General features: G+C 35.3%; 24 protein-coding genes. 9 read left to right on the forward strand and 15 right to left on the reverse strand.

Going from position 1 to position 24,387, the window contains the following annotated elements:
- Nucleotides 1-115: 115 nt before the first annotated feature.
- The 7 genes from CLV00_RS04710 to CLV00_RS04740 form a co-directional block, all read right to left on the reverse strand.
- Entirely contained in the window at nucleotides 116-964 is an 849-nt protein-coding gene (locus CLV00_RS04710; protein ID WP_099714047.1) for a DUF3078 domain-containing protein, read from the reverse strand.
- A gap of 50 nt (nucleotides 965-1,014) precedes the next feature.
- Nucleotides 1,015-1,527, reverse strand: a complete 513-nt coding sequence (locus CLV00_RS04715) for a DUF2480 family protein (protein ID WP_099714048.1) — start codon at nucleotides 1,525-1,527, stop codon at nucleotides 1,015-1,017.
- A 67-nt stretch (nucleotides 1,528-1,594) separates the two neighbouring features.
- Nucleotides 1,595-1,918 (reverse strand): SUF system Fe-S cluster assembly protein, encoded by a 324-nt coding sequence (locus tag CLV00_RS04720; protein ID WP_099714049.1) that lies wholly within the window; start codon nucleotides 1,916-1,918, stop codon nucleotides 1,595-1,597.
- A gap of 70 nt (nucleotides 1,919-1,988) precedes the next feature.
- Nucleotides 1,989-2,396 carry a GxxExxY protein gene (locus CLV00_RS04725; protein ID WP_099714050.1) on the reverse strand — a complete coding sequence of 136 codons (408 nt, stop codon included), beginning with the start codon at nucleotides 2,394-2,396 and terminating at the stop codon, nucleotides 1,989-1,991.
- A gap of 70 nt (nucleotides 2,397-2,466) precedes the next feature.
- Nucleotides 2,467-2,886, reverse strand: a complete 420-nt coding sequence (locus CLV00_RS04730) for a SufE family protein (protein WP_099714051.1) — start codon at nucleotides 2,884-2,886, stop codon at nucleotides 2,467-2,469.
- Entirely contained in the window at nucleotides 2,887-3,321 is a 435-nt protein-coding gene (locus CLV00_RS04735) for a hypothetical protein (protein ID WP_099714052.1), read from the reverse strand.
- 96 nt (nucleotides 3,322-3,417) lie between these two features.
- Nucleotides 3,418-4,632 carry an aminotransferase class V-fold PLP-dependent enzyme gene (locus tag CLV00_RS04740; RefSeq protein ID WP_099714053.1) on the reverse strand — a complete coding sequence of 405 codons (1,215 nt, stop codon included), beginning with the start codon at nucleotides 4,630-4,632 and terminating at the stop codon, nucleotides 3,418-3,420.
- A gap of 232 nt (nucleotides 4,633-4,864) precedes the next feature.
- Here CLV00_RS04740 and CLV00_RS04745 point away from each other — a divergent pair, with 232 nt between their 5' ends.
- The gene (locus CLV00_RS04745; RefSeq protein WP_099714054.1) at nucleotides 4,865-6,211 is read left to right on the forward strand and encodes a serine hydrolase; all 1,347 of its coding nucleotides are present in this window, start codon (nucleotides 4,865-4,867) and stop codon (nucleotides 6,209-6,211) included.
- 92 nt (nucleotides 6,212-6,303) lie between these two features.
- Here the strand turns inward: CLV00_RS04745 and sufD are convergent, their stop codons facing one another.
- From sufD to CLV00_RS04770, 5 genes are all read right to left on the reverse strand, one after another.
- Nucleotides 6,304-7,620, reverse strand: a complete 1,317-nt coding sequence (gene sufD, locus CLV00_RS04750) for a Fe-S cluster assembly protein SufD (RefSeq protein WP_099714055.1) — start codon at nucleotides 7,618-7,620, stop codon at nucleotides 6,304-6,306.
- A gap of 81 nt (nucleotides 7,621-7,701) precedes the next feature.
- Entirely contained in the window at nucleotides 7,702-8,454 is a 753-nt protein-coding gene (sufC, locus tag CLV00_RS04755; RefSeq protein WP_099714056.1) for a Fe-S cluster assembly ATPase SufC, read from the reverse strand.
- Nucleotides 8,455-8,494: 40 nt separating this feature from the next.
- Entirely contained in the window at nucleotides 8,495-8,884 is a 390-nt protein-coding gene (locus CLV00_RS04760) for a four helix bundle protein (protein WP_099714057.1), read from the reverse strand.
- Nucleotides 8,885-8,954: 70 nt separating this feature from the next.
- Nucleotides 8,955-10,403, reverse strand: a complete 1,449-nt coding sequence (gene sufB / locus CLV00_RS04765; protein WP_099716236.1) for a Fe-S cluster assembly protein SufB — start codon at nucleotides 10,401-10,403, stop codon at nucleotides 8,955-8,957.
- Between the two features lie 89 nt (nucleotides 10,404-10,492).
- Complete coding sequence (locus CLV00_RS04770; RefSeq protein ID WP_099714058.1) at nucleotides 10,493-10,822, reverse strand: iron-sulfur cluster assembly accessory protein; 330 nt, start codon at nucleotides 10,820-10,822, stop codon at nucleotides 10,493-10,495.
- Nucleotides 10,823-10,990: 168 nt separating this feature from the next.
- Here CLV00_RS04770 and CLV00_RS04775 point away from each other — a divergent pair, with 168 nt between their 5' ends.
- From CLV00_RS04775 to CLV00_RS04785, 3 genes are all read left to right on the forward strand, one after another.
- Complete coding sequence (locus CLV00_RS04775) at nucleotides 10,991-11,851, forward strand: MBL fold metallo-hydrolase (protein ID WP_099714059.1); 861 nt, start codon at nucleotides 10,991-10,993, stop codon at nucleotides 11,849-11,851.
- A 75-nt stretch (nucleotides 11,852-11,926) separates the two neighbouring features.
- Entirely contained in the window at nucleotides 11,927-13,555 is a 1,629-nt protein-coding gene (locus tag CLV00_RS04780) for a S8 family peptidase (protein WP_099714060.1), read from the forward strand.
- Nucleotides 13,556-13,617: 62 nt separating this feature from the next.
- On the forward strand, nucleotides 13,618-15,492 hold the full coding sequence (locus tag CLV00_RS04785; RefSeq protein WP_099714061.1) for a M1 family metallopeptidase: 1,875 nt from the start codon (nucleotides 13,618-13,620) through the stop codon (nucleotides 15,490-15,492).
- Between the two features lie 72 nt (nucleotides 15,493-15,564).
- On the opposite strand, the gene CLV00_RS04790 is transcribed toward CLV00_RS04785, so the two are convergent.
- Nucleotides 15,565-16,503 (reverse strand): L-threonine 3-dehydrogenase, encoded by a 939-nt coding sequence (locus CLV00_RS04790; protein ID WP_099714062.1) that lies wholly within the window; start codon nucleotides 16,501-16,503, stop codon nucleotides 15,565-15,567.
- Nucleotides 16,504-16,816: 313 nt separating this feature from the next.
- Here CLV00_RS04790 and CLV00_RS04795 point away from each other — a divergent pair, with 313 nt between their 5' ends.
- From CLV00_RS04795 to CLV00_RS04815, 5 genes are all read left to right on the forward strand, one after another.
- Nucleotides 16,817-17,422, forward strand: coding sequence for a hypothetical protein (locus CLV00_RS04795; RefSeq protein WP_099714063.1), 606 nt, complete (start codon nucleotides 16,817-16,819; stop codon nucleotides 17,420-17,422).
- Nucleotides 17,415-20,780, forward strand: a complete 3,366-nt coding sequence (mfd, locus tag CLV00_RS04800; protein WP_099714064.1) for a transcription-repair coupling factor — start codon at nucleotides 17,415-17,417, stop codon at nucleotides 20,778-20,780. Before CLV00_RS04795 ends, mfd begins: the two co-directional genes overlap by 8 nt.
- A gap of 90 nt (nucleotides 20,781-20,870) precedes the next feature.
- Nucleotides 20,871-21,230, forward strand: a complete 360-nt coding sequence (locus tag CLV00_RS04805) for a VOC family protein (RefSeq protein ID WP_099716237.1) — start codon at nucleotides 20,871-20,873, stop codon at nucleotides 21,228-21,230.
- An 86-nt stretch (nucleotides 21,231-21,316) separates the two neighbouring features.
- Complete coding sequence (locus CLV00_RS04810) at nucleotides 21,317-22,246, forward strand: AraC family transcriptional regulator (protein ID WP_099714065.1); 930 nt, start codon at nucleotides 21,317-21,319, stop codon at nucleotides 22,244-22,246.
- Nucleotides 22,247-22,347: 101 nt separating this feature from the next.
- A complete protein-coding gene (locus CLV00_RS04815; protein WP_099714066.1) occupies nucleotides 22,348-23,115 on the forward strand; it encodes an SDR family NAD(P)-dependent oxidoreductase in 768 nt (255 codons plus the stop codon).
- Nucleotides 23,116-23,217: 102 nt separating this feature from the next.
- On the opposite strand, the gene CLV00_RS04820 is transcribed toward CLV00_RS04815, so the two are convergent.
- A complete protein-coding gene (locus CLV00_RS04820) occupies nucleotides 23,218-23,874 on the reverse strand; it encodes an aspartate kinase (protein ID WP_099714067.1) in 657 nt (218 codons plus the stop codon).
- Nucleotides 23,875-23,990: 116 nt separating this feature from the next.
- On the reverse strand, nucleotides 23,991-24,350 hold the full coding sequence (locus CLV00_RS04825; RefSeq protein ID WP_099714068.1) for a YraN family protein: 360 nt from the start codon (nucleotides 24,348-24,350) through the stop codon (nucleotides 23,991-23,993).
- Nucleotides 24,351-24,387: the final 37 nt, after the last annotated feature.

Below are 24,387 nucleotides of genomic sequence, written 5' to 3' on the forward strand. Positions count from 1 at the left end.
TAGGTTAAATAGGAGAATAAATGTACTAAAAAAGATAGTGCGTTTATGATTTTTGCTGATAAATATTTTTTACAAGTATCTGATTGTCAATACAAAATGATTAAAAATGTATTTTCTAGAAACCGTAAGTAACGCCTAAACCAAATACTTCTCTCACCTGAACGGCTTTTACGGAATTGTCATCATAAATGGCTTGTACCGCTACATTTGCCGACAAGTATTTATTGATTTTCATGATGACATTCATTTGATAATCGACATCTATATTTTGCGGATTATCTAAATAATTAGAATATAAATTCAATCGGTTTTCTACAGATACATTTGTCATGATATTTAATTTGTAATATCCCTGAATACTGGCACCAAATTCAAATCTGGAAGTATCGCCTTGCAAGACTCCAAAAGAAGGGCCAAATTCAGTAAAATGATCGTCAACCAAAATTAATTTTGCTGTAGCTGGAGAAAAGTTAACACTTAGGTTGTTGCTTTTTTTCCATAACATTCCGGGTCCAAATTGAAAATAGGAAGGTGAAAAGAAATGAGAAATTCTGACTCCATTTTTGTCAAAACCAGAATCCATTTGTGTTTTTAAATTAAAAAAAACAGAATAGTACCAATCGCCTTTGGCTTTTTTACCCCAAAGGGAATTCAATTCTAAACGGTCATCCGTCTTTGCCGTTTTTTCGTCTCCTTTTATTTTGCTTAAACCGTAGCCTAGAATGAATTTGTTATCCCAGACCACATCTCCTTTTTTATAATTGAAATCATAATTAAGGCTAAAATTCCCGGCAACGTTTGAAGTCCCTCCGCCCAGCCATTGTTTATTGTAAGCAGATTGACTAAAAAGCAAGGAGATATTTCCTTTTTTGGTCCAAAGTTTTGTAGTGTCTTTTGAAGTTTCTTGCGCATGTATAGAGATTATCGCAAAAAGTAATACGATAGAAAAAGCTATTTTTTTCATGACTTTATATTTTAAATTCCACCATTAAAGTATAAAATAAATGCAATATATTACTCCTTTTTAGGCGCTTTGTACAATGGAACGGCAGAGCATGCTTCGCCATACATAATACTTCGTGCAAAAGGTTGCAAGTAATGCGCAGCTAATACATAGGCCCGCATCGGAACCGGTTTTCTGGAGCACCCTTTTATGATAATGGGCTTATTTTTATAAACGGAATAATCAATTTTAGGCAATAATTCTTCGTAAAGCGAAGCGTCTAAATCTTCTAATGTTCCATTGATGATTTTCTTTGCAAATGGCGCTAATTGAATCGCAACCAGAATAGAAGCCCAAGCCGGAACAATAGCATCTGTACTGCAATGAATAGCAACATACTGATCTTGGTATTGTGACCAATCCTGATTTTTCAGCTCTTCTCTAAAGTCTTTTTCTTTCAATAAAAAACCTTCCAAAAGCCATTGCGAAATATCGATTTGCGTACGAATTCCTTTTGGATAATAATCTTCGAGATCGAAAACTTCCAAAACACTATTCGCAACTTTATTTATTATTTCTTCCATTTGAACAAGTTTAAAAGATTTAAAGTTTAAAGTTGCTTAACCTTAAACTTTAAATCTGAAACAAATTTTATAACATTCCCAATTCTAATTTTGCTTCTTCGCTCATTAAATCTTTGCTCCAAGGTGGATCAAAAGTAATTTCTACTTCAGCATCTTTTACATTAGTAATCGATTTTACTTTTTCTTCCACTTCTCTTGGCAGGCTTTCTGCAACGGGACAGTTTGGAGAAGTAAGTGTCATCAGGATTTTTACTTCATAATCGGTATTGACCATTACGTCATAAATCAATCCTAATTCGTAAATATCTACAGGAATCTCCGGATCGTAAATAGTCTTTAATATTTTTACGATTGATTCTCCTAATTCAGTGGTGTCTATTTCTTGTGTCATTTTTTAACAATTTATTTTTTATTATTTTTTTGAACCATATAAGGAATATAAGGTCATTTAAGTTATTCGTTTAATCTTCTAGATATCTATATCTTTCATTGACATAGGTTTTTTGTCCCTCTTTAAAAATATGAGTTACATTAAAATTTAGCATTAACCCTATCGGAACTTCCAATAGTTTCATATAGGTTAAAATTTGAGCTTCGTGAATGGGGAGAACTTTTTCTATTGCTTTCAGTTCAACAACTAAACTTTCTTCGACCAATAAGTCACATCTTAATCCTGTTTCAAGTTCTAAACCTTTATAATTAACAGGTATTTTAAGTTCAGTCTGGAATTCAAAACCTCTAATTGTTAATTCTTTTTTCAAACAAGTATGATAAACACTTTCTAAAAGACCAGGACCAAGATGCTTATGTACTTCTATTGCACAACCATTAACTTGATAAATTAAATCTTTTAGATATGTTTTTGTCATAAATTTTCGTTTTATTCTGGCTTATATGACCTTAAATGCCTTATATGGTTAAAAAAACTCGGTTTATAAATTAATTCTGTGTGTTGAATGCCAAAGCATACATTTTTATATTTTTTATCATCGATACTAATCCGTTGGCACGCGTTGGTGATAAATGTTCTTTCAGACCAATTTTATCAATAAAATCCATATCGGCATCCAAAATATCTTTGGCACTTTGATTGGAAAAAGTACGAATTAATATCGCAATAATTCCTTTGGTTAAAATGGCATCACTATCGGCAGTGAAAACAATTGTATCGTCTTTTTTTTCTCCCTGCAACCACACTTTTGATTGGCAGCCTTTGATCAGATTGTTTTCTGTTTTGAATTCTTCTTTAATCATAGGAAGCTTTTTTCCTAATTCGATGATGTATTCATAACGTTCCATCCAGTCGTCAAACATAGAAAACTCATCAACAATTTCTTCTTGTATATCCTTAATTTTCATTTATTCTTTTTTAGCAAATGAATTTATTTTATTTACGAATTTCTTAATCTCTTTTGGTGGAAAACCATGATCAAAACTAGTCGTTTCATAGGTTTTGTCTTTGAAGGTGATTTTCAAATTGGCAATAGCCGCACCGTCATGAAAACGTTTTTCGGTAGGTGCTTTTAATTTGGGCAAACTATCCAATTCCATCGTTTCAAAACAGTCTACGAGTTCTTTCCAGTCGGCATCCGATATTTTTGTTGGTGTCGGTTTGTCATTTCCATCCCTATCCTTAGAAATAGTAACCATCTGATTCTTCACCGTTATTTTTTGATAAAAACCTCTGGTGTTGGCTTCATATTCAATTACAGCATTGCTGATTTCTTGCGCTTGAGCACTGTTACACCCTTTTCCAAGAAAAATGGTCAGAAACAATAAAGATAGTATTTTCATGTGTAGATAATATTTGTTTTTTATAGGAACATGGTATCGCCATTCGATAGTACCATTTACGATTTTGAATCATGGCGATGTCATAATTTTAAATTTTTACGACAACATGAGTTGCGCTTTTTTAATGGCTTCAACCATAATATCAATTTCTTCTTTGGTATTATAAAAAGCAAACGATGCTCGTATTGTTCCCGGAATACAAAAGAAAGTCATGATAGGCTGGGTGCAATGGTGACCGGTTCTTACGGCTATTCCTAATTTGTCAATTATCGTACCAATATCGTACGGATGAATGCCTTCAATATTAAACGAAACTACAGAAGTTTTTTCCTTGGCTGTACCAAAAATTTTCAAACCCTCAATTTCTAATAAACGTGAAGTTGCGTGCTCTAATAATTCTTTTTCCTGTTGTTGAATGTTTTCAAACCCAACTTCATTCATATAATCAACCGCAGTTCCCAGAACAATTCCTCCGGCAATATTTGGTGTTCCAGCTTCAAATTTATGAGGCAATTCCGCATAAGTAGTTTTCTCGAAAGTCACTTCCTTAATCATTTCGCCTCCACCTTGATACGGCGGTAATTTATTCAACCACACTTCTTTTCCGTATAAAATCCCAGTTCCTGTAGGACCACACATTTTATGTCCTGAAAAAACATAAAAATCACAATCTAGCTCTTGAACATCTGGTTTCAAATGCGGTACGGCTTGCGCTCCGTCAATCAAAATCGCCGCGCCAACTTCATGCGCTTTGTCAATCATGTATTTAATTGGATTGACAGTTCCAAGAGCATTCGAAATATGATTTACGGTTACAATCTTCGTTTTATCCGAAAGCAATTTGTCATATTCTGACATGATCAATTCACCATCTTCATTCATAGGAATTACGCGCAAAGTCGCTCCCGTTTTCTCGCATAACATTTGCCAAGGCACAATATTGCTGTGGTGTTCCAATGCCGAAACTAAAACTTCATCGCCTGGTTTCAAAATCGAAGCAAATCCATTGGCAACTAAATTAATTCCATGCGTTGTTCCCGAAGTGAAAAGTACTTCGTGGGCAAATTTTGCATTGATGTGATTTTGAAGTTTACCGCGTGAAATTTCATACGCATCAGTTGCCAGTTGACTCAACGTGTGAACGCCACGATGAATATTAGCGTTGATTTCCTGATAATATTTTGAAATCGCATCAATCACCACTTGTGGTTTTTGCGAAGTAGCTCCGTTGTCGAAATAAACCAATGGTTTTCCGTTTACTTTCTGGGAAAGAATAGGGAAGTCGGCTCTAATTTTATTGATATCTAACATGTAATCTGCCTGTTTTTATTGTTTTTTTATTGGTTAGATAGAACGCCAATAAGTAACATTTTTTAGATAACCCAATTTGTTGTTTGGGCTTCATTATTTAGAATTTTTCTAAATACAAAAGTAATGAAATTGAAATTAATTTTCGGCAAACACTTGTTAATAATAATCAATGTGGTAACAGTTCAAAAAATGTATGCTTCTTTTTTATTAAATTGCTTCAAATTAATTCTCTATGAAAAAAGTTTTCAGATTATTTGGTTTCGTTTCTTTCATTGGTGTTTCTTATTTTGGTTTCACCACTTATCCAAAACTGGATTTAATTTCTGGCTTTTCAGCCAAAAGTATTGCTTCGGGACATTTTATTGATAATCGTTCGCAGGAAATGATTGAGAAAGGTGACAATGACATCGACATGATTGATTTGGCCAAAAACAAAATTGAAGATGCCGGAAAGTTTGCTGTTGCGTCAGTTTATGGTTTGAAAGAACGAAAAGCAATTTACCGCGAAGGTTTGGGAGCGACTTTAATCAACGATGATTTTGATGTGACTAAACCGTATTTGGTTCCAAAAAGAACAAAGTTAAAGAATGATTTACCTTTTCCTTATGGAATTAATGAACCAAAAGACACGGTTTTTACAAATGTTGATTATACTAAATTGAATGCGGCTGTTGCCAATGCTTTTGATAAAAAAGGCATTATTGATAAAAGAACGCGCTCCCTTTTGGTAATTTATAAAGACAAAATCATTGCTGAAAAATATGATACTGGTTTCGATAAAAACAGCAAAATTCTGGGTTGGTCTATGACCAAAAGCATCACTAGTGCTATGTTTGGAATTTTGGAGAAACAAAGAAAATTTGACATTGATGATCCTGCGCCAATTCCAGAATGGGCGAATGACAACCGAAAGTTGATTACCACAAGCGATTTGCTGCACATGAATTCCGGTTTACAATGGGTAGAGGATTACGCGACTATTTCTGATGCTACCAAAATGCTTTTTCAGGCCGAAGATATGACCAGCGCGCAATTAGAAAAACCTGCAGAGCATAGACCGAACACGCGATGGAATTATTCATCTGGAACGACAAATTTACTTTCCGGAATTTTGCGGAAGCAGTTCAAAACGCATCAGGAATATTTAGATTTTTGGTATTCGGCTTTGATTGATAAAATAGGAATGAATTCTATGGTGATCGAAACGGATATGGCGGGGAATTACGTTGGGTCATCGTACGGTTGGGCTACAACACGCGATTGGTCAAAATTTGGTTTGTTGTATTTGCACAAAGGCAATTGGAACGGGGAGCAAATTTTCAACGAAAGCTGGGCGAAATACACTGCAACTCCAACAAATACTTCCAATGGAAGATATGGCGGACACTTTTGGCTCAATGCTGGCGGACATTTCCCAGATGTTCCAAGAGATATGTACTACTGCAGCGGTTTTCAGGGGCAAATGGTAGCGATTATTCCGTCTCTTGATTTAGTGATTGTAAGAATGGGTTTAAAGGAAGAATCTAATTTTGATTTTAACGGAATGTTGAAAGGGATAATATCATCAATAAAAAAATAAATTTAAGCTCAAATAAAAAAAACCAAGGGCGGAAAGTTTAGTAAAAACCTTGCGCCCTTTGTGTAAATCTTAGTGAACCTTGTGTTTAAAAATTATAAATCAAATCCCAATTTCACACCTAATTTTGTGGCGATGATGGTGGTAATTCGTTTTTTAAGTTCCGGTATTTTGATGTTTTCGATAACGGCATTCGAGAATGCATACATCAATAATGCTTTGGCTTCTTTTTTAGGGATTCCGCGTTGTTGCATGTAGAACATTGCCGTTTCGTCTAATTGTCCAACAGTACAACCGTGAGAACATTTTACGTCATCGGCAAAAATTTCCAATTGCGGTTTAGCATTTATAGTCGCTTTGTCGCTCAATAAAATGTTATTGCTTTTTTGGAATGCATTCGTTTTTTGAGCATCTTTTTCCACATATACTTTTCCGTTGAAAACGCCTGTAGAACGATCAGCATAGATTCCTTTATAATCTTGGAAACTTTCGCAATTTGGAGTCGAATGTTTCACCAAAGTATAATGATCTACGTGTTGCTTTTCGCCAATAATCGTGATTCCGTTTAAGGTACTTGTCAATCGTTCCCCAAAGTGATAAAAATTCAAGTTGTTTCTCGTTAAGTTTCCTCCAAAAGAGAAGGTATGAACGGAAACGTGACTTTCTTTTTGTTGCGAAACGTACGTATTGTCAATTAAATTCGCTTCAAGGGTATCGTTTTGAATTTTGTAATAATCAACGATAGCACGTTTTTGAGCAAAAATCTCTGTAACGGAATTCGTTAGCACTGGATTTTCGTTTAAACTTTGATGACGCTCAATAATTTGAACATGTGAATTTTCACCCACAATCACCAAGTTTCTTGGTTGAACCAAAAGCGCCGCTTCATTTCCTGTTGAGAAATACATAATCTCAATAGGCTTGTCAGCCACTTTACTTTTTGGAATGTTGATATAGGCTCCTTCATTGGCGAAAGCCGTATTCAATGAAGTTAAACTTTCGTCTTTGCTGGCAATTTGATTAAAATACGTATCAATGATCATTTTGTATTTTGGTTTGGTCAATGCCGATGACATCAAGCAAACATCAATACCCTCATGTGTTGTTGACGACAAATGCGAACTGAAAACACCATCAATAAACACCACTTTATAGGTATCTATTTCGTGTAAAAAGTATTTTTTTACGTGGTTGAATTCAACTGCATTTTCTTGCTTTGGAAAAACGGTAAAGTCATTTTTTAAGATGGCGTTTAGCGAAGTGTATTTCCAAGCTTCGTCTTTTTTGGTTGGGAAACCTTTATCTTCAAAGTTTTTTATGGCGGCAGTTCTCACATCATGAAGTTCGGAGTGAACATCAATACGCTCTTCGAAAGCCATAAAAGACGATAGTAATTTTTCTTTCAATTCCATTTTTTGATTGTTTAAAGTTTAAGGTTTAAATGTTTAAAGTTATCTCGAGGCAACTTTAAACTTTAAACTTCAAACAAATTTTTAAGCTTCTTGTTCTTGTTTAATCCAGTCGTATCCTTTTTCTTCCAGTTCGTGCGCTAGTTCTTTTCCACCGGATTTTACAATTTTTCCGTTGTAGAGTACGTGAACAAAATCAGGAACGATATAATCTAATAATCTTTGGTAGTGCGTGATAACTACGATGGCATTTTTGTCGCTTTTTAGTTTGTTAACACCATTTGCAACAATTCGTAACGCATCAATATCCAATCCAGAATCGGTTTCGTCAAGAATAGCCAATTTTGGTTCTAGCATTGCCATTTGGAAAATTTCGTTACGTTTTTTCTCTCCACCAGAAAAACCTTCGTTTAGAGAACGAGAAAGAAATTTACGGTCAATTTCTAATAATTCTGATTTCTCACGAATCACTTTTAGCATTTCGTTTGCAGGCATTTCTTCCTGACCGTTTGCTTTACGTGTTTCGTTGATAGCGGTTCTCATGAAGTTAGTAACTGAAACTCCCGGAATCTCCACGGGATATTGGAACGAAAGAAAAACACCTTTATGTGCTCTTTCTTCTGGTGCCAATTCAGAAAGGTCTTCTCCGTCTAAAGAGATTTCACCTTCGGTTACTTCGTAGTTTTCGTTTCCTGCAATGATTGACGCAAGGGTACTTTTTCCGGCACCGTTTGGTCCCATTATTGCGTGAATTTCTCCCGCTTTTACTTCAAGGTTAATCCCTTTTAATATTTCTTTATCCCCAATTGAGGCGTGTAAATTTTTTATACTTAACATGTTTTCTTTGTTTAAAGTTTAAAGTTTAAAGTTCTCGTAGTTACTGAAACTTGGTGCCTTTAAAATCTTTCTTGTTTAAATATGATATAAAATTGTTTATTTTTCCACTTAAATTTTCGAAGTCAGTTTTTAAAATTTCAAACTTTTCTTCATTGATGTATTTATAATCCAAAACTCGGTATAATTGCGACCTGGTTTCTCCAGCGGATCCTTTTGCGATAGACAAAAACTGTCTAAACTCTAAATTTCCGTTTCTCTCAAAACCTTCAGCAATATTATCCATTACTGAGCCTGATGATGCTTTTATTTGATCTTTAAATCTGAAATCATTTTTTAAATCTGATTCTACAGAAATAATATGAATTTCTTTAGCCAGTCGTCTAGCCTCTTTCCAAATTTCTAAATCTTCAAACCTAGTTATTGTCGCCATTCATTTTTGTTTAAGGTTTAAAGTTAATCATAAGTTGCTCAACTTTAAACCTTAAACTTTAAACAAATTTTTATCCTACTGAACCTTCTAACGAAATTTCTAATAATTTTTGTGCTTCTACGGCGAATTCCATTGGTAACTTATTCAATACATCTTTACTGAAACCGTTTACGATTAAAGCAATAGCTTTTTCGGTTGGAATTCCACGTTGATTGCAATAGAAAACTTGGTCTTCGCCAATTTTACTTGTCGTAGCCTCATGTTCTATTTTTGCCGATGGATTTTTACTTTCGATATAAGGGAAAGTATGTGCTCCACAATTGTTCCCCATTAACAACGAGTCACATTGTGAAAAGTTTCTGGCGTTATCTGCATTTGGTGAAATTCGTACCAAACCTCTATAACTGTTTTGTGATCTTCCGGCCGAAATTCCTTTAGAAATAATAGTCGATTTAGTGTTTTTACCTAAATGGATCATTTTGGTTCCTGTATCGGCTTGTTGGAAATTATTGGTAACAGCAATTGAATAAAATTCTCCTGTTGAATTATCTCCTTTTAAAATAACAGAAGGATATTTCCAAGTTATCGCTGAACCGGTTTCAACTTGTGTCCAAGAAATTTTTGCGTTTTTCTCGCAGATTCCTCTTTTGGTCACAAAATTATAAACCCCACCTTTTCCTTCTTTGTTTCCAGGATACCAGTTTTGTACGGTTGAATATTTGATTTCGGCATCGTCCAAAGCGATTAGTTCCACTACAGCAGCGTGCAATTGATTTTCATCACGACTTGGAGCAGTACAACCTTCAAGGTAAGAAACATAACTACCTTCGTCAGCAACTAATAATGTTCTTTCGAATTGCCCTGTTCCTGCCTGATTGATTCTAAAATATGTCGAAAGTTCCATTGGGCAACGAACACCTTTTGGAATATAACAGAAAGAACCATCAGAGAAAACTGCCGAATTCAGAGCAGCATAAAAATTATCTTTTTGTGGTACAACCGTTCCTAAATATTTACGAACTAATTCTGGATGCTCTTTGATGGCTTCAGAAATACTCATGAAGATAATTCCTTTTTCTCCTAATGTTTTCTTGAAAGTAGTCGCTACTGAAACCGAATCAACAACGATGTCCATAGCCACATTATTCATCATCTTTTGCTCATCGACAGAGATACCTAACTTTTTATACATTTCTAAAAGTTCAGGATCTACATCGTCCAATGTTTTATTAGGATCTACCGCTTTTGGAGCAGAATAATAGGAAATAGCCTGAAAATCAGGTTTGGTGTAATGCACATTTGCCCATTCTGGCTCTGTCATTTGCTCCCAAGCACGAAAAGCCTCCAGACGCCAATCAGTCATCCATTGAGGTTCTCCTTTTTTGTGCGAAATAGCGCGAACGATATCTTCATTTAAACCAATAGGAAACGTTTCTGATTCTAATTCGGTGTAAAATCCGTATTCGTATTCTTTATTTTCGAGTTCGATTTTTAAGTCGTCTTCTGTGTATTTTGACATAATTTTATTTTTTAAAACCATTAAGAAATTAAGGTTTATTAAGGCTTAATTACCTTAATTTCTTAATGGTTTAAATCTTTTTTATTTGGTTATAAAGAGAAACTCTCTCCGCAACCACAAGTTCTGTTTGCGTTTGGGTTATTGAAAACAAATCCTTTTCCGTTTATTCCTCCTGAAAATTCTAAAATTGTCCCGGCTAAATAAAGGAATGATTTTTTCTCAACAGCGATAGTGATATCGTTGTCTACAAAAATTTTATCGTCGTCGCTTTTTGTTTTATCAAATTTTAAATCATAAGACAATCCAGAACATCCGCCGCTTTTTACACCCACTCTTACGTAGTCAATTGCAGCGTCAAAACCATCATCTTTCATTAAATCGATGATTTTTTTTCTTGCTGTGTCAGAAACTTTTATCATAGCTTATATTGATTTTGTCTAAATTAAGCACAAAGATAGTGTATAAAAAGCTTTTTCCATAATTGATAACATTATTATAACTAATGCAAAAATAGAAAAAAGCTATTTGCGACCAGTAAAAGCGTTTGAATTTCTTAACTTTGGTTCCTCTCGAAAAAAATAAAAAAAATGAAACTATACCCTATAGAAACCGGAAATTTTAAACTTGATGGTGGCGCAATGTTTGGCGTAGTGCCAAAGACTATTTGGAATAAAACCAATCCAGCCGATGAAAATAACCTGATTGATATTGCGGCACGCTGTTTATTGATTGAAGATGGCAACCGATTGATTTTGATTGATACCGGAATGGGAAACAAACAATCAGAGAAGTTTTTTGGTTATTATTCGCTTTGGGGAACACATTCGATGGATAAATCGTTGGCTAAATATGGTTTTCACCGTGATGATATCACCGATGTTTTTATGACGCATTTGCATTTTGACCATTGCGGCGGAAGTGTTCAATGGAACGCTGATAAAACCGGTTATGAACCGGCGTTTAAAAATGCTAAATTCTGGTCTAATGAAAATCACTGGGAATGGGCAACAAAACCCAATGTCAGAGAAAAAGCATCTTTTCTATCCGAAAATATTTTGCCGATGCAGGAAAGTGGGCAGCTGCATTTTATCCAAAAACCGGAAGGAGATTTTTTGGCAACATCAGAACTTGGTTTTGGCATCTTCTTTGCAGATGGACATACCGAGAAGCAAATGATTCCGCACATTCAATATAAGGATAAGACCATCGTTTTTTGCGCTGATTTATTGGCAACAGCCGGACATATTCCAATTCCGTATGTGATGGGATATGACACACGACCTTTATTGACCATGCCAGAAAAAGAAAAATTCATGAATACGGCGGCTGATAATAATTATTATTTGTTCTTGGAGCACGACGCGCATAATGAAATAATAACCGTACAAAAAACAGAAAAAGGCGTTCGGTTGGCAGAAGTTTTTACTTGCGAACAAATCTTAACATAGTGTTAATCATAACTCCTTTTGTAACAAAAAAAATTATTTTAGACAAATATTTCAAAATTAACAAAAACATTTTCGATGAATACCATTAAACCTATTTACATTTCTGCTTTTGCTCTTTTAGCATTAGTAGGATGTGGCGCTTCAAAACAAGTTTCAAATACCACTAATTCTGGACTAGTTGCCATAAGCGCACCTTTAAACATTAAAAAAAAGGCACCAATTGCTGAAAATGACTTGAAACGTTGGAGTCATCTGGATATCGTAACTGATACTATTCCTGGAATGAGTGTTGACAAGGCTTATGCTGAATTATTGAAAGGCAAAAAAGGCGTTCCAGTTATTGTTGGAATTGTAGATTCTGGTGTAGATATCGAACACGAAGATTTGAAATCGGTACTTTGGACCAATACAAAAGAAATCGCCGGAAACGGAATTGACGATGACAAAAACGGATATATCGATGATATTCATGGATGGAATTTTCTTGGAGATAGTACCAAAGAGAATCTGGAATATGAAAGAATCATTAAAGATAAAACCTTAGTTGATGGTGCTACGTTTCAAGAGGCTAAAGCATTGAATGATAAAAAAATTGCTGATGCAGTTACAGGAAAAACACGCTCAGAGCAAATGTTAGAGACTATTGCTGCAAGTGATGCTGTTTTGGCAAAACATTTTGGTAAACCAGTTTACACAATTGAGGAGGTAAATGCGATTGTTTCGCAAGAACCGGCAACACAAAAGAGCAAAGCAGCTATGCAGCAAATGCTTTCTTATGGATTGCCAATAGCGGAACTAAAAGTTGCTGTTCAAAAACAACTAGAGGATCAGGTTGCACTTATAAACGGAGACAATCTGAAAACAGATTACCGTAAAGTAGTAGGAGATAATCCAAATGATATCACTGATACAAAATACGGAAACAATAATGTGATGGGACCAGACAAGAACGAAATTCTTCATGGAACGCACGTTGCCGGAATTGTTGCTCAAACTAGAAACAACGTATTAGGTGGTGATGGTGTTGCTAATAATGTTCAGATTCTTACCGTTCGTGCAGTGCCAGACGGTGACGAGTATGATAAAGATATTGCACTTGGAATTCGTTATGCAGTAGATAATGGTGCCAAAGTAATCAACGGAAGTTTTGGAAAAAGCTTTTCTCCACACAGGCAATGGGTTTATGATGCGATAAAATATGCTGAGAAAAAAGATGTATTGATTGTTCATGCAGCAGGGAATGATGCAAAAGACATTGATTATGCAGAAAATTTCCCTAACGATTCTGAAGATAAAGTAACAGAGTTTGCGGATAATTTAATCACAATTGGTGCGTTGAATTTTGAATACGGAAATAAAGTGGTGGCTCGTTTTTCTAACATTGGAAAAATTAATGTTGACGTTTTTGCTCCTGGAGTAAAAATCTACGCTACAACTCCAAATAATACTTATAAATATTTACAAGGAACATCAATGGCTGCGCCAAATGCTGCCGGAGTTGCCGCTTTAATTCGTTCGTATTATCCAAAATTATCTGCTCAACAAGTGAAGCATATTTTGATGGATTCAGGAGTTGCGATTACAACGGATGTTATTGTAGGAGGAAAAGCAAATGACACACGTTCTTTTAGTGCTCTGTCTAAATCAGGAAAAATAGTAAATGCATACAACGCTTTACTGATGGCAGAAAAAATGTCTAAATAATATTTTAAGAATTCATTACTTTTGGAAGGGCAATTTGCCCTTCCATTTTTATTTTAACCTACATGAAAAAATTACTTTTAGTTTCTATTTTATCCTTAAGTTTTGGAAGTCTTTTGGCTCAAAACGGTACGTATTGGCAGCAGCATGTCGATTACAAAATGGATGTGTCCATGGATGTAAAAACATACCAATACAAAGGAAAACAGGAATTGGTTTACACCAACAATTCTCCTGATACTTTGAGAAAAGTATATTATCACCTATTTAATAATGCCTTTCAGCCTGGAAGCGAAATGGATGCCAGAATCCAAAGCATCAAAGATCCAGACGGCAGAATGGTCACCAAAGTAAAAGTTGGTGATAAAGAAGTCAAAGAAAGCCGCATTAAAAATTTGAAACCAAATGAAATTGGTTACTTGCGAATTTCTAATTTCAAGCAAGACGGAGCAGTTGCTAGTGCAAAAGAGATTGGAACTATCCTTGAAGTGACTTTGGCTAAGCCAATTCTACCAAATTCAAAAACTACGTTTACATTAGATTTTGATGGTCAGGTTCCCATTCAGATTCGTCGTTCCGGAAGAAATAATGCCGAAGGCGTAGAATTATCAATGGCTCAGTGGTATCCAAAACTGGCTGAATTTGATTTTGAAGGTTGGCATGCTGATCCTTATATCGCCAGAGAGTTTCATGGCGTTTGGGGAAATTTTGACGTAAACATTACTATTGATAAAGATTATGTTTTAGGAGGTACCGGTTATTTGCAAAATAAAAACGAAATTGGTCACGGTTATCAAGACCAAGGTGTTGTTGTGTCTGTTCCAAAGAAAACAAAAACATTGACTTGGCATTTTAATGCGCCAATGGTTCATGATTTTACTTGGGCTGCTGATAAGAATTACATTCATGATGTAGTAAAAGCACCTAATGGTGTTGACTTGCATTTCTTGTATAAAAACAATCCAAAATACATTCAAAACTGGAAAAACCTGCAACCAAAAACGGTTCAGTTAATGGAAATTTACAACAAAACGGTTGGAGATTATCCGTACAAACAATATTCTGTGATTCAAGGTGGCGATGGTGGAATGGAATATGCCATGTGTACGTTGATTTTAGGTCAAGGTACGTTTGATGGGTTGCTAGGAGTAACCGCACATGAAATGGCACATTCTTGGTTCCAGCATATTTTGGCTTCCAATGAATCAAAACACGGATGGATGGATGAAGGATTTACCTCATTCCTGGAAGATTTTGGACTTAATGAAATTGCCGATAAAAAAGTAGAAAACCCATTTGCAGCAGCTTATAAAGGGTATTTTGCAATGGTAAATTCAGGAAAAGAATTGCCACAGGGAACTCATGCGGATCGTTTTGATGAAAACAGAGTCTACAGCGTTACTTCCTACAGTAAAGGTGAAATTTTCTTAGCACAATTGATATATTTAATAGGTAAAGAAAATCTATTTAAAACGTTGAAAAAATATTACAGCGATTTCAAATTCAAACATCCTACGCCAAATGATATTAAAAGATCTGCCGAAAGAGTTTCTGGAGCAAATCTGGATTGGTATTTAGTGGATTGGACTGAAACCACCAATACTATTGATTATGGTATCAAAGAAGTAAAGGAAAATGCGGATAAAACAACCGTTACTCTAGAAAGAATTGGAAGAATGCCAATGCCGATAGATTTGACAGTGGAATATACAGACGGAACAACAGAAAGTTTCTACATCCCGTTGCGCATGATGAGTTTTGAAAAAGAAAACCCAAATCCTGCAGTAAAAAGAACGGTTTTGAATGATTGGGCTTGGGCGTATCCAACTTTTGAATTCAACATTACGAAATCAAAAGCTTCCATCAAGAAAATAACGATTGATCCAAGTGGGTTAATGGCCGATTTAAAAATGGAAAATAACACTTATGAGATAAAGTAAAATTTATCTAAACTCCATAAAAAAAGTCTAGTTCTTTAACTAGACTTTTTTTTGGTTTTATTTTTAAGGAAACTATTTCAAATGCTCCAGCATATCAATCGTCATGCTTTCCAAATCAAATTCATGTTTCCATCCCCAGTCTTTTCTGGCTTCAGCGTCATCAATACTCGCTGGCCAGCTGTCGGCTATTTTTTGACGGAAATCCGGTTTGTAAGTAACGGTAAATTCAGGAATGTGTTTCTTGATTTCGGCAGCAATCTCCGTTGGCGTAAAGCTCATTGCAGCTAGATTATACGAAGAATGAATTTTTATTTGGTCGACCGGCGCTTGCATAATTTGAATGGTCGCAGCAATGGCATCGTCCATATACATCATCGGCATTTTAGTTTCTGAAGATAAAAAGCATTCGTATGTTTTATCCGAAAGTGCTTTGTGAAAAATATCTACCGCATAATCCGTAGTTCCGCCACCAGGAGGCGATGACCAGCTGATTAAACCCGGATAACGGATGCTTCTTACATCTACACCAAAGATATTATGGTAGTATTCGCACCATCTTTCGCCTGCTTGTTTGCTGATTCCGTACACCGTTGAAGGTTCCATAATGGTATATTGTGGCGTATTTTCTTTAGGAGTTGTTGGTCCAAAAACCGCAATACTCGAAGGCCAGAATATTTTTTTTATTTTTCCGGCTTTCGCCAAATTCAAAACATGAAACAACGAATTCATATTTAAGTCCCAAGCAAATGCCGGGTTTTTCTCGGCTGTAGCCGATAATAATGCCGCCATCAAATACACTTCATCAATTTGGTGCAATTCTACCAAATGTTCAATTTGATTGAAATCTAAAGCATTCACCACTTCAAATGGACCAGAATTGACAACATCAATATTTAACTTTCGGATATCCGAAGCAATTACGTTTTCTGTTCCGTGTAGTTGCCGCAGCTTTTGGGTAAGCTCCGTTCCAATTTGTCCGCAAGCTCCAATAATCAATATTTTAGTACTCATTTTTGTCTGTTTTGAAAAACAAAGATAACGTTTTCGCAAATAACATAATTTTGATTAAAAACAATGTGAATTTCTTAAAATAGTATTTAAAAAGGAGTTTTATTTCTTAATTTATGACTTTTTAAACACAAAAACTGCTTCAAGAATATTAGATTGTTATTCCTATGCGGTAATTCGTAATTGTAAATTTACTTTGTAACTTTGTAGCTTAATTAATGGAAATTTTTAAAGGAGCATAACTCGTTCTAATTTATAAAATTAAGAGCGTATGTGAATTACATTCAGCCATTAAAAAAACGATAAATAGCCACACATGAAATATAAAATAGCAGTTTTCTTTTCTCTGGTTTTTCTTTTGTTGTCCTGTAAAAATGACAATCAAAAACGCATTGCCGAAAATAAAAAAGAGATGCAAAAAAGAGAAGTCATTTTCAAAAACATAGAGAAAGGTTGGGTTTTTTATGACACACCTGTAACGGAAGCTTCTGAAAAAAGCATCGCATCTTGGAATGAATGGCGCATTTTTTTGGCTGAACTAGCCTTGAAACCTAAAAAAACCATTGGCGCTTTTCAGCAAAAATCGAAAGCACTTTCTAAAAAAGTAATGGCTTTGAACACTAATATTCCGTATGAATACAATAAACCTCAAATAAAAAGTAGGATTTCGACTTTAATTACTAAAGTACGTTTGTTGGATTTATTCATTCATTTGGATAATATTCCGGATAAAAAAGTGACATTATTAGTATCAGAAATCAACTTGGAATTGGTTTCGTTACAAAGACAAATGGACAAAATTGTGGAGAAAAGTAGAATTCCGCTTGAAGAAGGGGAATCTGATTTATTGAAAATGATGGACACCACAAGAGCCATTCCTAATACACCAGTTATCGACCCAAATCTGCCACGCGTTGAGTAAAACAGCCTTATACAATACCTACGATAATTCGCCAAAAACCCAGCAAATTGTTGCTCGTTTATTGGAAAACAACCAAGTCAAAATGCAACTGTCGGGACTTTTGGGTTCTGCACTTTCGTTTGTAATTCGATCTGTTTTCAAGAAAGCCGAACTTCCTTTTTTGATTGTTTTAAACAATAAAGAAGAAGCGGCGTATTATTTGAATGATTTGGAACAAATGATTGGGGAGCAAGATGTACTTTTTTATCCCGGTTCATTTCGTCGCCCTTACGAAATTGAAGAAACTGATAATGCTAATGTTTTGCTTCGCGCCGAAGTGTTAAACCGAATCAATTCCCGTAAAAAACCAGCCGTTATTGTCACCTATCCCGAAGCCTTATTCGAGAAAGTGGTTACCCGAAAAGAATTGGATAAAAACACGTTGAAAGTTGCTGTTGGTGACAAGATTTCCATCGATTTTATCAACGAAGTTTTGTTCGAATATGAATTTAAAAGAGTTGATTTCATTACAGAACCCGGAGAATTTTCGGTTCGTGGAGGAATTGTCGATGTGTTTTCTTTTTCGAATGATAATCCGTACCGAATTGAGTTTTTTGGAGACGAGGTGGAGAGCATTCGTACCTTCGATGTAGCCACACAATTGTCCATTGAAACGCAAAAAAAGATTACTATAATTCCCAATGTGGAGAATAAAGTTTTTCAGGAAAACCGCGAAAGTTTCTTAGATTATATTTCGGAGAAAACGGTAATTTTTATTCAGAACACCGAAGATTTTTTAGCACAATTAGACAAACAATTTGGCAAAGCCGAAGAAGCTTTCGCAAAATTGTCGCAGGAAATAAAACGGTCATCTCCAGAAAAATTGTTCTTGAATCAAACCGAATTTATAAAAAGAGCGTTGGATTTTTCCATTGTGGAATTGAGTTCGAAACCTATTTTTAGAACTAACAAAAAATTCGAATTTCACATTCAGCCGCAACCGTCGTTCAACAAACAATTTGATTTGTTGTTGAATAATCTGAATGAAAATCATTTCAACGGCTACAAAAATTATTTGTTTTGTTCCAATGATGCACAAGCCAAACGATTTCATGATATTTTCGAAACCTTGGATGAGGCCAATTCGGAGAATATCAGAAAACAATATCATACCGTTGTTTTGCCTTTGTACCAAGGATTTATCGACGAGGAAAACCAAATAACCTGTTACACCGACCATCAAATTTTTGAACGCTACCATAAATTCAGCATCAAAAATGGCTATTCGAAAAAACAGAATATCACTTTAAAAGAACTCACAACTTTGTCTGTTGGTGATTATGTGACACACATCGATCACGGAATTGGACGTTTTGGAGGATTACAAAAAATACAAGTCGAAGGCAAAACACAGGAAGCAATTAAGTTGGTCTATGCCGATAATGATATTGTGTATGTGAGTATTCATTCGCTGCACAAAATTTCAAAATACAACGGAAAAGACGGAACGCCGCCCAAAATTTACAAATTGGGTTCGAATGCTTGGAAGATTTTAAAACAAAAAACCAAGGCGCGTGTCAAACATATTGCATTCAATTTGATTCAACTGTATGCCAAAAGAAGACTGGAGAAAGGATTTCAGTTTGCACCTGATAGTTATTTGCAAAACGAACTAGAAAGCTCGTTTATTTATGAAGATACGCCGGACCAAACCAAATCAACTGCAGAAGTAAAAGCCGATATGGAAAGCGACCGCCCGATGGATCGTTTGGTTTGTGGTGATGTAGGTTTCGGTAAAACGGAAGTTGCCATTCGCGCCGCTTTCAAGGCGGTAGACAACAGTAAGCAAGTGGCAATTTTGGTTCCTACGACGATTTTGGCGTACCAACATTACCGCACTTTCACGGAACGATTGAAAGATATGCCAGTTTCTATTGGGTATTTAAACCGTTTCAGAACGGCCAAACAAAAAGCAGAAACGCTAAAACAATTAGCCGAAGGAAAACTAGATATTGTGATTGGAACACATCAATTAGTCAACAAAAATGTAGTTTTCAAAGACCTTGGATTGCTGATTGTGGATGAGGAACAAAAATTTGGTGTCAACGTAAAAGACAAACTCAAAACCATTGCGGCGAATGTCGATACTTTGACATTGACAGCAACTCCAATTCCGAGAACGTTGCAGTTTTCGTTGATGGCAGCGCGCGATTTATCAGTAATTACAACGCCTCCGCCTAACAGATATCCTATTGAAACGAATGTAGTAGGTTTTAGTGAAGAGTTGATTCGGGATGCGATTTCGTATGAAATTCAGCGTAACGGACAGGTTTTCTTTATTAATAATCGAATTGAAAATATCAAGGAAGTTGCTGGAATGATTCAGCGTTTGGTCCCAAATGCCAGAGTTGGAATTGGTCACGGTCAAATGGACGGAAAAAAGCTCGAAGAATTAATGTTGGCTTTCATGAACGGAGAATTTGATGTTTTGGTGGCAACCACAATTATCGAAAGCGGTTTAGACGTTCCTAATGCAAATACGATTTTTATCAACAATGCGAATAATTTTGGATTGTCTGATTTACATCAAATGCGGGGTCGAGTAGGGCGTAGCAACAAGAAAGCGTTTTGCTATTTTATTTGTCCGCCGTATTCTGCCATGACCGATGATGCCAGAAAAAGAATTCAGGCTTTGGAACAGTTTAGTGAACTGGGAAGTGGATTCAATATTGCGATGAAAGATTTGGAGATTCGTGGTGCCGGAGATTTATTGGGAGGCGAACAAAGTGGTTTCATCAACGAAATTGGTTTTGATACGTACCAAAAAATCATGAACGAAGCCATCGACGAATTGAAAGAAAATGAATTCAAGGATTTATATCCGGAAGAAAATAATTTGGAAACCAAAGAATACGTAAAAGACCTGCAAATTGATACCGATTTTGAGTTGTTGTTTTCGGATGAATACATCAATAACGTTTCGGAACGATTGAGTTTGTACAATGAATTAGGTGCTGTAAAAAATGAAGAAGAACTCATCATTTTCCAAAATAAATTGATTGACCGCTTTGGTCCAATGCCACCACGAGCCAATGCTTTGATGAATAGCATTCGTATCAAATGGATTGCGACTCGCATTGGAATCGAGAAATTAGTGATGAAACAAGGCAAGATGATTGGTTATTTTGTATCTGATCAACAATCAGATTATTACCAGTCCAATCGTTTTTATCAGGTGCTACAATTTGTGCAAAAACACAGTTCTATTTGTAAAATGAAAGAAAAACAAACGCCAGCAGGGTTACGATTGCTATTGACTTTTGACAATGTAAAGAATACCAGAACTGCTTTGGAATTGATGGAGTTATTGGGAAAATAGAGGATAAATATTCAATTTGACAGTGACTGAAATTAAAAGAAGAGTTATTTTTAAATTTGACTTGCATTGAACAAATTAAATCCAAATGATATGCTTACAGATATTAATCCCAAACTGCCGATGCGTAATAAAGCGATTACGCGAGACTACTATTTGAACGAATTGGGTTTTGAGGAATATGGGAGTGCTGATTTTGACGGCTACCTTATGGTGCAAAAAGACAGTATTCAAATTCATTTTTTTGAATTTAAAGAACTTGATCCAAAAGAAAATTACGGACAAGTTTATATCAGAACGGACGATATTGACAAATTGTACCAATCATTATTGGACAAAAAAACAAGCATCCACCCAAATGGACCTTTAGAGATTAAACCTTGGGGACAAAAAGAATTTTCATTACTTGATCCAGACAATAATCTGCTGACTTTTGGGCAGAGTATATACTAAATTATTTTGGCGAAAGCGTTTAACCTTTTAAAGGATGAAGGCTTTGGTTTTAATTTGTATATTTGATTTTTACAAATTCATTCTCAATGAAATTAAAATCAATAGACGAGTTTTACCAGGAAATCTCTGGAGACTCGGGTACAGAACCAAATACATTATTACCTAAAGGCATCCAAAAAGAGATTGGTCATTTCAATGTTTTTAATATCAAAGAACTTTATGAAAGGCTAAAGGACAAGTCTTTTATGCCTTATGACCGGAGAGCGTATTATAAAATAAGCTTGATACGAGGGAAAAACAGAGCGGAATACGCAGATAAAGTAATTGACATTGAAAAGAATGCTCTTTTATTTGCTACGCCAAAAATTCCGTATCATTATGTACCGCAAGACACGCAGCAATCGGGAAATTTTTGTGTTTTTACGAGCGAGTTTTTAACAAAAGATAAAAGCGGAATTGTACTTGACGAACTTCCTATTTTTAAATCAGACGGCTATCCTGTTTTTGAGCTTTCTGATGAAGAGGCAATAGAAATTGATTTGATATTCAAAAAGATACATAAAGAAATCAATTCTGATTATGTTTATAAATACGATTTGATTCGGAATTATGTAGCGGAGTTAATACACTTTGGACAGAAACTACAACCGGTAACTGCTTTATATTCAAAACACAATTCGGCAGCCAGAGTCTCTTCCTTATTTGTGGAACTACTCGAAAGACAATTCCCGATAGAGTCGCCTCGACAACGGTTTGAATTGAAATCTGCCAAAGATTTTGCCACTCGATTGTCCATTCATGTCAACCATTTGAATAAAGTTTTAAAAGAGAACACAGGTAAAACGACTACTGAATTAATCAGTGACCGATTAATACATGAAGCCAAGATTCTTTTAAAAGAAACCGATTGGAATATTTCGGAAATTGCGTATTCACTCGGTTTTGAAGAGTTGGCACATTTTTCTAATTTTTTCAAAAAACAAACAACGTTGACACCTATCGCTTTTCGAGTATAAAGAGATTGATTTGAATTTCGCAAACTCTGGATTGATATTTACAATTGGTAAGCTTTACATCTGAATTAATTTTGTGGTATTAATTTAAAACAATAATAAACATGGAAATCAAGAACAATAAAATAGCATTAGTTACCGGAGGAAGCCGTGGATTAGGAAAAGATATGGCTTTGAATCTTGCCAAAAAAGGGCTTGATGTAATCCTAACGTACAACAGCAAAAAAACCGAAGCGGATGATGTTGTTGCTGAAATCGAAAAACTGGGGCAAAAAGCAGCAGCCATTCAATTGAATGTTGCTGATGTGAGTAGTTTTGATTTGTTTTTTCAAAATGTAGCGAGCGCTTTGAAAAGCACTTTTGGTGCCGAAAAAATTGATTTTTTAATCAACAATGCAGGTGTTGGACTTCACGAAAGTTTTGCGACAACAAGTACAGCTCAATTTGATGATATGGTTAATATTCAATTCAAAGGACCCTTTTTTCTGACTCAAAAAGCTTTGGAAGTACTGAATGATGGTGGTGGAATTGTAAATATTTCGTCAGGATTGACCCGTTTTTCATTTCCGGGATATTCAACTTATGCGAGTATGAAAGGAGCAATGGAAACATTGACCAAATACCAAGCGAAGGAATTGGGCGAAAGAAAAATCAGAGTCAATATTGTGGCTCCGGGTGCAATAGAAACTGATTTTGGTGGAGGAGCCGTTCGTGATAACGAACAATTAAACCAATTGATAGCTTCATTAACAGCTTTAGGACGTGTAGGTTTGCCGGATGACATTGGAAGCGTTGTAGCATTTTTGTGTACAGACGATGCTAAATGGGTGAATGGACAACGCTTAGAAGTTTCGGGAGGAACGAATTTGTAATTTTAAACTGCTGTTTAGAAATACAATAACAGAATATTATTTTATAAAAAAGCTTCCAGTCCTAGTAGGATGGAAGCTTTAAAATTATAGAATATGAGATTTCTAATTCTTCAAATCCTTAATAACTTTGAAAGCTACATCCACTTGTTCTTCGCTCACTAAAATGGTGAACTCATTAGAAGTCGAAATTACTTCATTGATGATGATTCCTTCCCAAGCCAAACGTTGAAAAATAAAATAGTAAATCCCTGGAACGACAATATTTTCTTTAGGTAATTTTACCGTAATCGAAGCCAGATTGTCTAGTTTTTGAATCAATTTTTCATTGGCAAAATGCTTGTCAACTAAGTGATTGATGCTATTGCTTACCACGATATTAGTTTCATTCACACCTCTGGAGGAAGTGTAAAAAATATCCGGAAAAGCATTGATGTCAGTAATTAAGTCGGCTTGCTTGTTCAAAACGGTTTCTGATGCAGCATAAGTATAATCAGTCAAAGCAGAACGAACGGTGATTTCCCCAATATTCTTGATGACTTTGTTAATTTTATGGTTTAACCTGAAGTCTAATTCTTCCGTTAATCTTTTTAAAGCCATTACAACAGCGCCTTGTTTTACTTCTTTGCCAAATTCACTTTCTAATTCGGTCATTATATTTCGGGATAATGACGTTAAATTGATAATTCCAAGTGATAACGCATTCAACAAGAAAGGCTTTGTTTTGATGTAATTTTCTACAATAGAAGAAACAGTTTTCATAATTTCTAAGTTTTTTTAGTTAGTTAGATTTGTAAGTTTAGTTAGTTGTGTGTTAAAAACATGGCAAATGTAAATAAAAAAACAATTTGTTACAAATATAACATTCAAAAAATTACTTAAAAATGAAAAAAAGCATCTATAAGGTGCTCAATTACAAAAGATTTACCTTCTTTATGGATGGCAATTATGTCAAAACGGACTTCAACATCTAAATTTCTTTCGTTTACAAAAGCGTCTACGGCCTTTACAAGTAGCTGAATTTTTTTTGGTTTTACAAAATCCTGAGGCAAACCAAATTCCAAAGAGGAACGCGTTTTGACTTCGACAACGGCGAGTGTATTTTCTTTTTGGGCGAGAATGTCTATTTCGGCTTTTTGAAAGGTCCAATTGGTTTCTAAAATAGTATAGCCGTCTTTCCTAAGAAATTCAACTGCCATTTCTTCTCCAAGTTTTCCGAGCTCGTTGTGTTCCGCCATAAAAAAGTTTTCAGTGTTCAGTTGCAGTATTCAGTTT

The sequence above is a fragment of the Flavobacterium sp. 11 genome, from assembly GCF_002754315.1.
In the GTDB taxonomy this organism is placed as follows: Bacteria; Bacteroidota; Bacteroidia; order Flavobacteriales; family Flavobacteriaceae; genus Flavobacterium; species Flavobacterium algoritolerans.

Bases quoted from the DNA above. Each gene is read 5' to 3' on its own strand.
- CLV00_RS04710 (WP_099714047.1), bottom strand. From the start codon at position 964: ATGAAAAAAATAGCTTTTTCTATCGTATTACTTTTTGCGATAATCTCT.
- CLV00_RS04715 (WP_099714048.1), bottom strand. From the start codon at position 1,527: ATGGAAGAAATAATAAATAAAGTTGCGAATAGTGTTTTGGAAGTTTTC.
- CLV00_RS04720 (WP_099714049.1), bottom strand. From the start codon at position 1,918: ATGACACAAGAAATAGACACCACTGAATTAGGAGAATCAATCGTAAAA.
- CLV00_RS04725 (WP_099714050.1), bottom strand. From the start codon at position 2,396: ATGACAAAAACATATCTAAAAGATTTAATTTATCAAGTTAATGGTTGT.
- CLV00_RS04730 (WP_099714051.1), bottom strand. From the start codon at position 2,886: ATGAAAATTAAGGATATACAAGAAGAAATTGTTGATGAGTTTTCTATG.
- CLV00_RS04735 (WP_099714052.1), bottom strand. From the start codon at position 3,321: ATGAAAATACTATCTTTATTGTTTCTGACCATTTTTCTTGGAAAAGGG.
- CLV00_RS04740 (WP_099714053.1), bottom strand. From the start codon at position 4,632: ATGTTAGATATCAATAAAATTAGAGCCGACTTCCCTATTCTTTCCCAG.
- CLV00_RS04745 (WP_099714054.1), top strand. From the start codon at position 4,865: ATGAAAAAAGTTTTCAGATTATTTGGTTTCGTTTCTTTCATTGGTGTT.
- sufD (WP_099714055.1), bottom strand. From the start codon at position 7,620: ATGGAATTGAAAGAAAAATTACTATCGTCTTTTATGGCTTTCGAAGAG.
- sufC (WP_099714056.1), bottom strand. From the start codon at position 8,454: ATGTTAAGTATAAAAAATTTACACGCCTCAATTGGGGATAAAGAAATA.
- CLV00_RS04760 (WP_099714057.1), bottom strand. From the start codon at position 8,884: ATGGCGACAATAACTAGGTTTGAAGATTTAGAAATTTGGAAAGAGGCT.
- sufB (WP_099716236.1), bottom strand. From the start codon at position 10,403: ATGTCAAAATACACAGAAGACGACTTAAAAATCGAACTCGAAAATAAA.
- CLV00_RS04770 (WP_099714058.1), bottom strand. From the start codon at position 10,822: ATGATAAAAGTTTCTGACACAGCAAGAAAAAAAATCATCGATTTAATG.
- CLV00_RS04775 (WP_099714059.1), top strand. From the start codon at position 10,991: ATGAAACTATACCCTATAGAAACCGGAAATTTTAAACTTGATGGTGGC.
- CLV00_RS04780 (WP_099714060.1), top strand. From the start codon at position 11,927: ATGAATACCATTAAACCTATTTACATTTCTGCTTTTGCTCTTTTAGCA.
- CLV00_RS04785 (WP_099714061.1), top strand. From the start codon at position 13,618: ATGAAAAAATTACTTTTAGTTTCTATTTTATCCTTAAGTTTTGGAAGT.
- CLV00_RS04790 (WP_099714062.1), bottom strand. From the start codon at position 16,503: ATGAGTACTAAAATATTGATTATTGGAGCTTGCGGACAAATTGGAACG.
- CLV00_RS04795 (WP_099714063.1), top strand. From the start codon at position 16,817: ATGAAATATAAAATAGCAGTTTTCTTTTCTCTGGTTTTTCTTTTGTTG.
- CLV00_RS04805 (WP_099716237.1), top strand. From the start codon at position 20,871: ATGCTTACAGATATTAATCCCAAACTGCCGATGCGTAATAAAGCGATT.
- CLV00_RS04810 (WP_099714065.1), top strand. From the start codon at position 21,317: ATGAAATTAAAATCAATAGACGAGTTTTACCAGGAAATCTCTGGAGAC.
- CLV00_RS04815 (WP_099714066.1), top strand. From the start codon at position 22,348: ATGGAAATCAAGAACAATAAAATAGCATTAGTTACCGGAGGAAGCCGT.
- CLV00_RS04820 (WP_099714067.1), bottom strand. From the start codon at position 23,874: ATGAAAACTGTTTCTTCTATTGTAGAAAATTACATCAAAACAAAGCCT.
- CLV00_RS04825 (WP_099714068.1), bottom strand. From the start codon at position 24,350: ATGGCGGAACACAACGAGCTCGGAAAACTTGGAGAAGAAATGGCAGTT.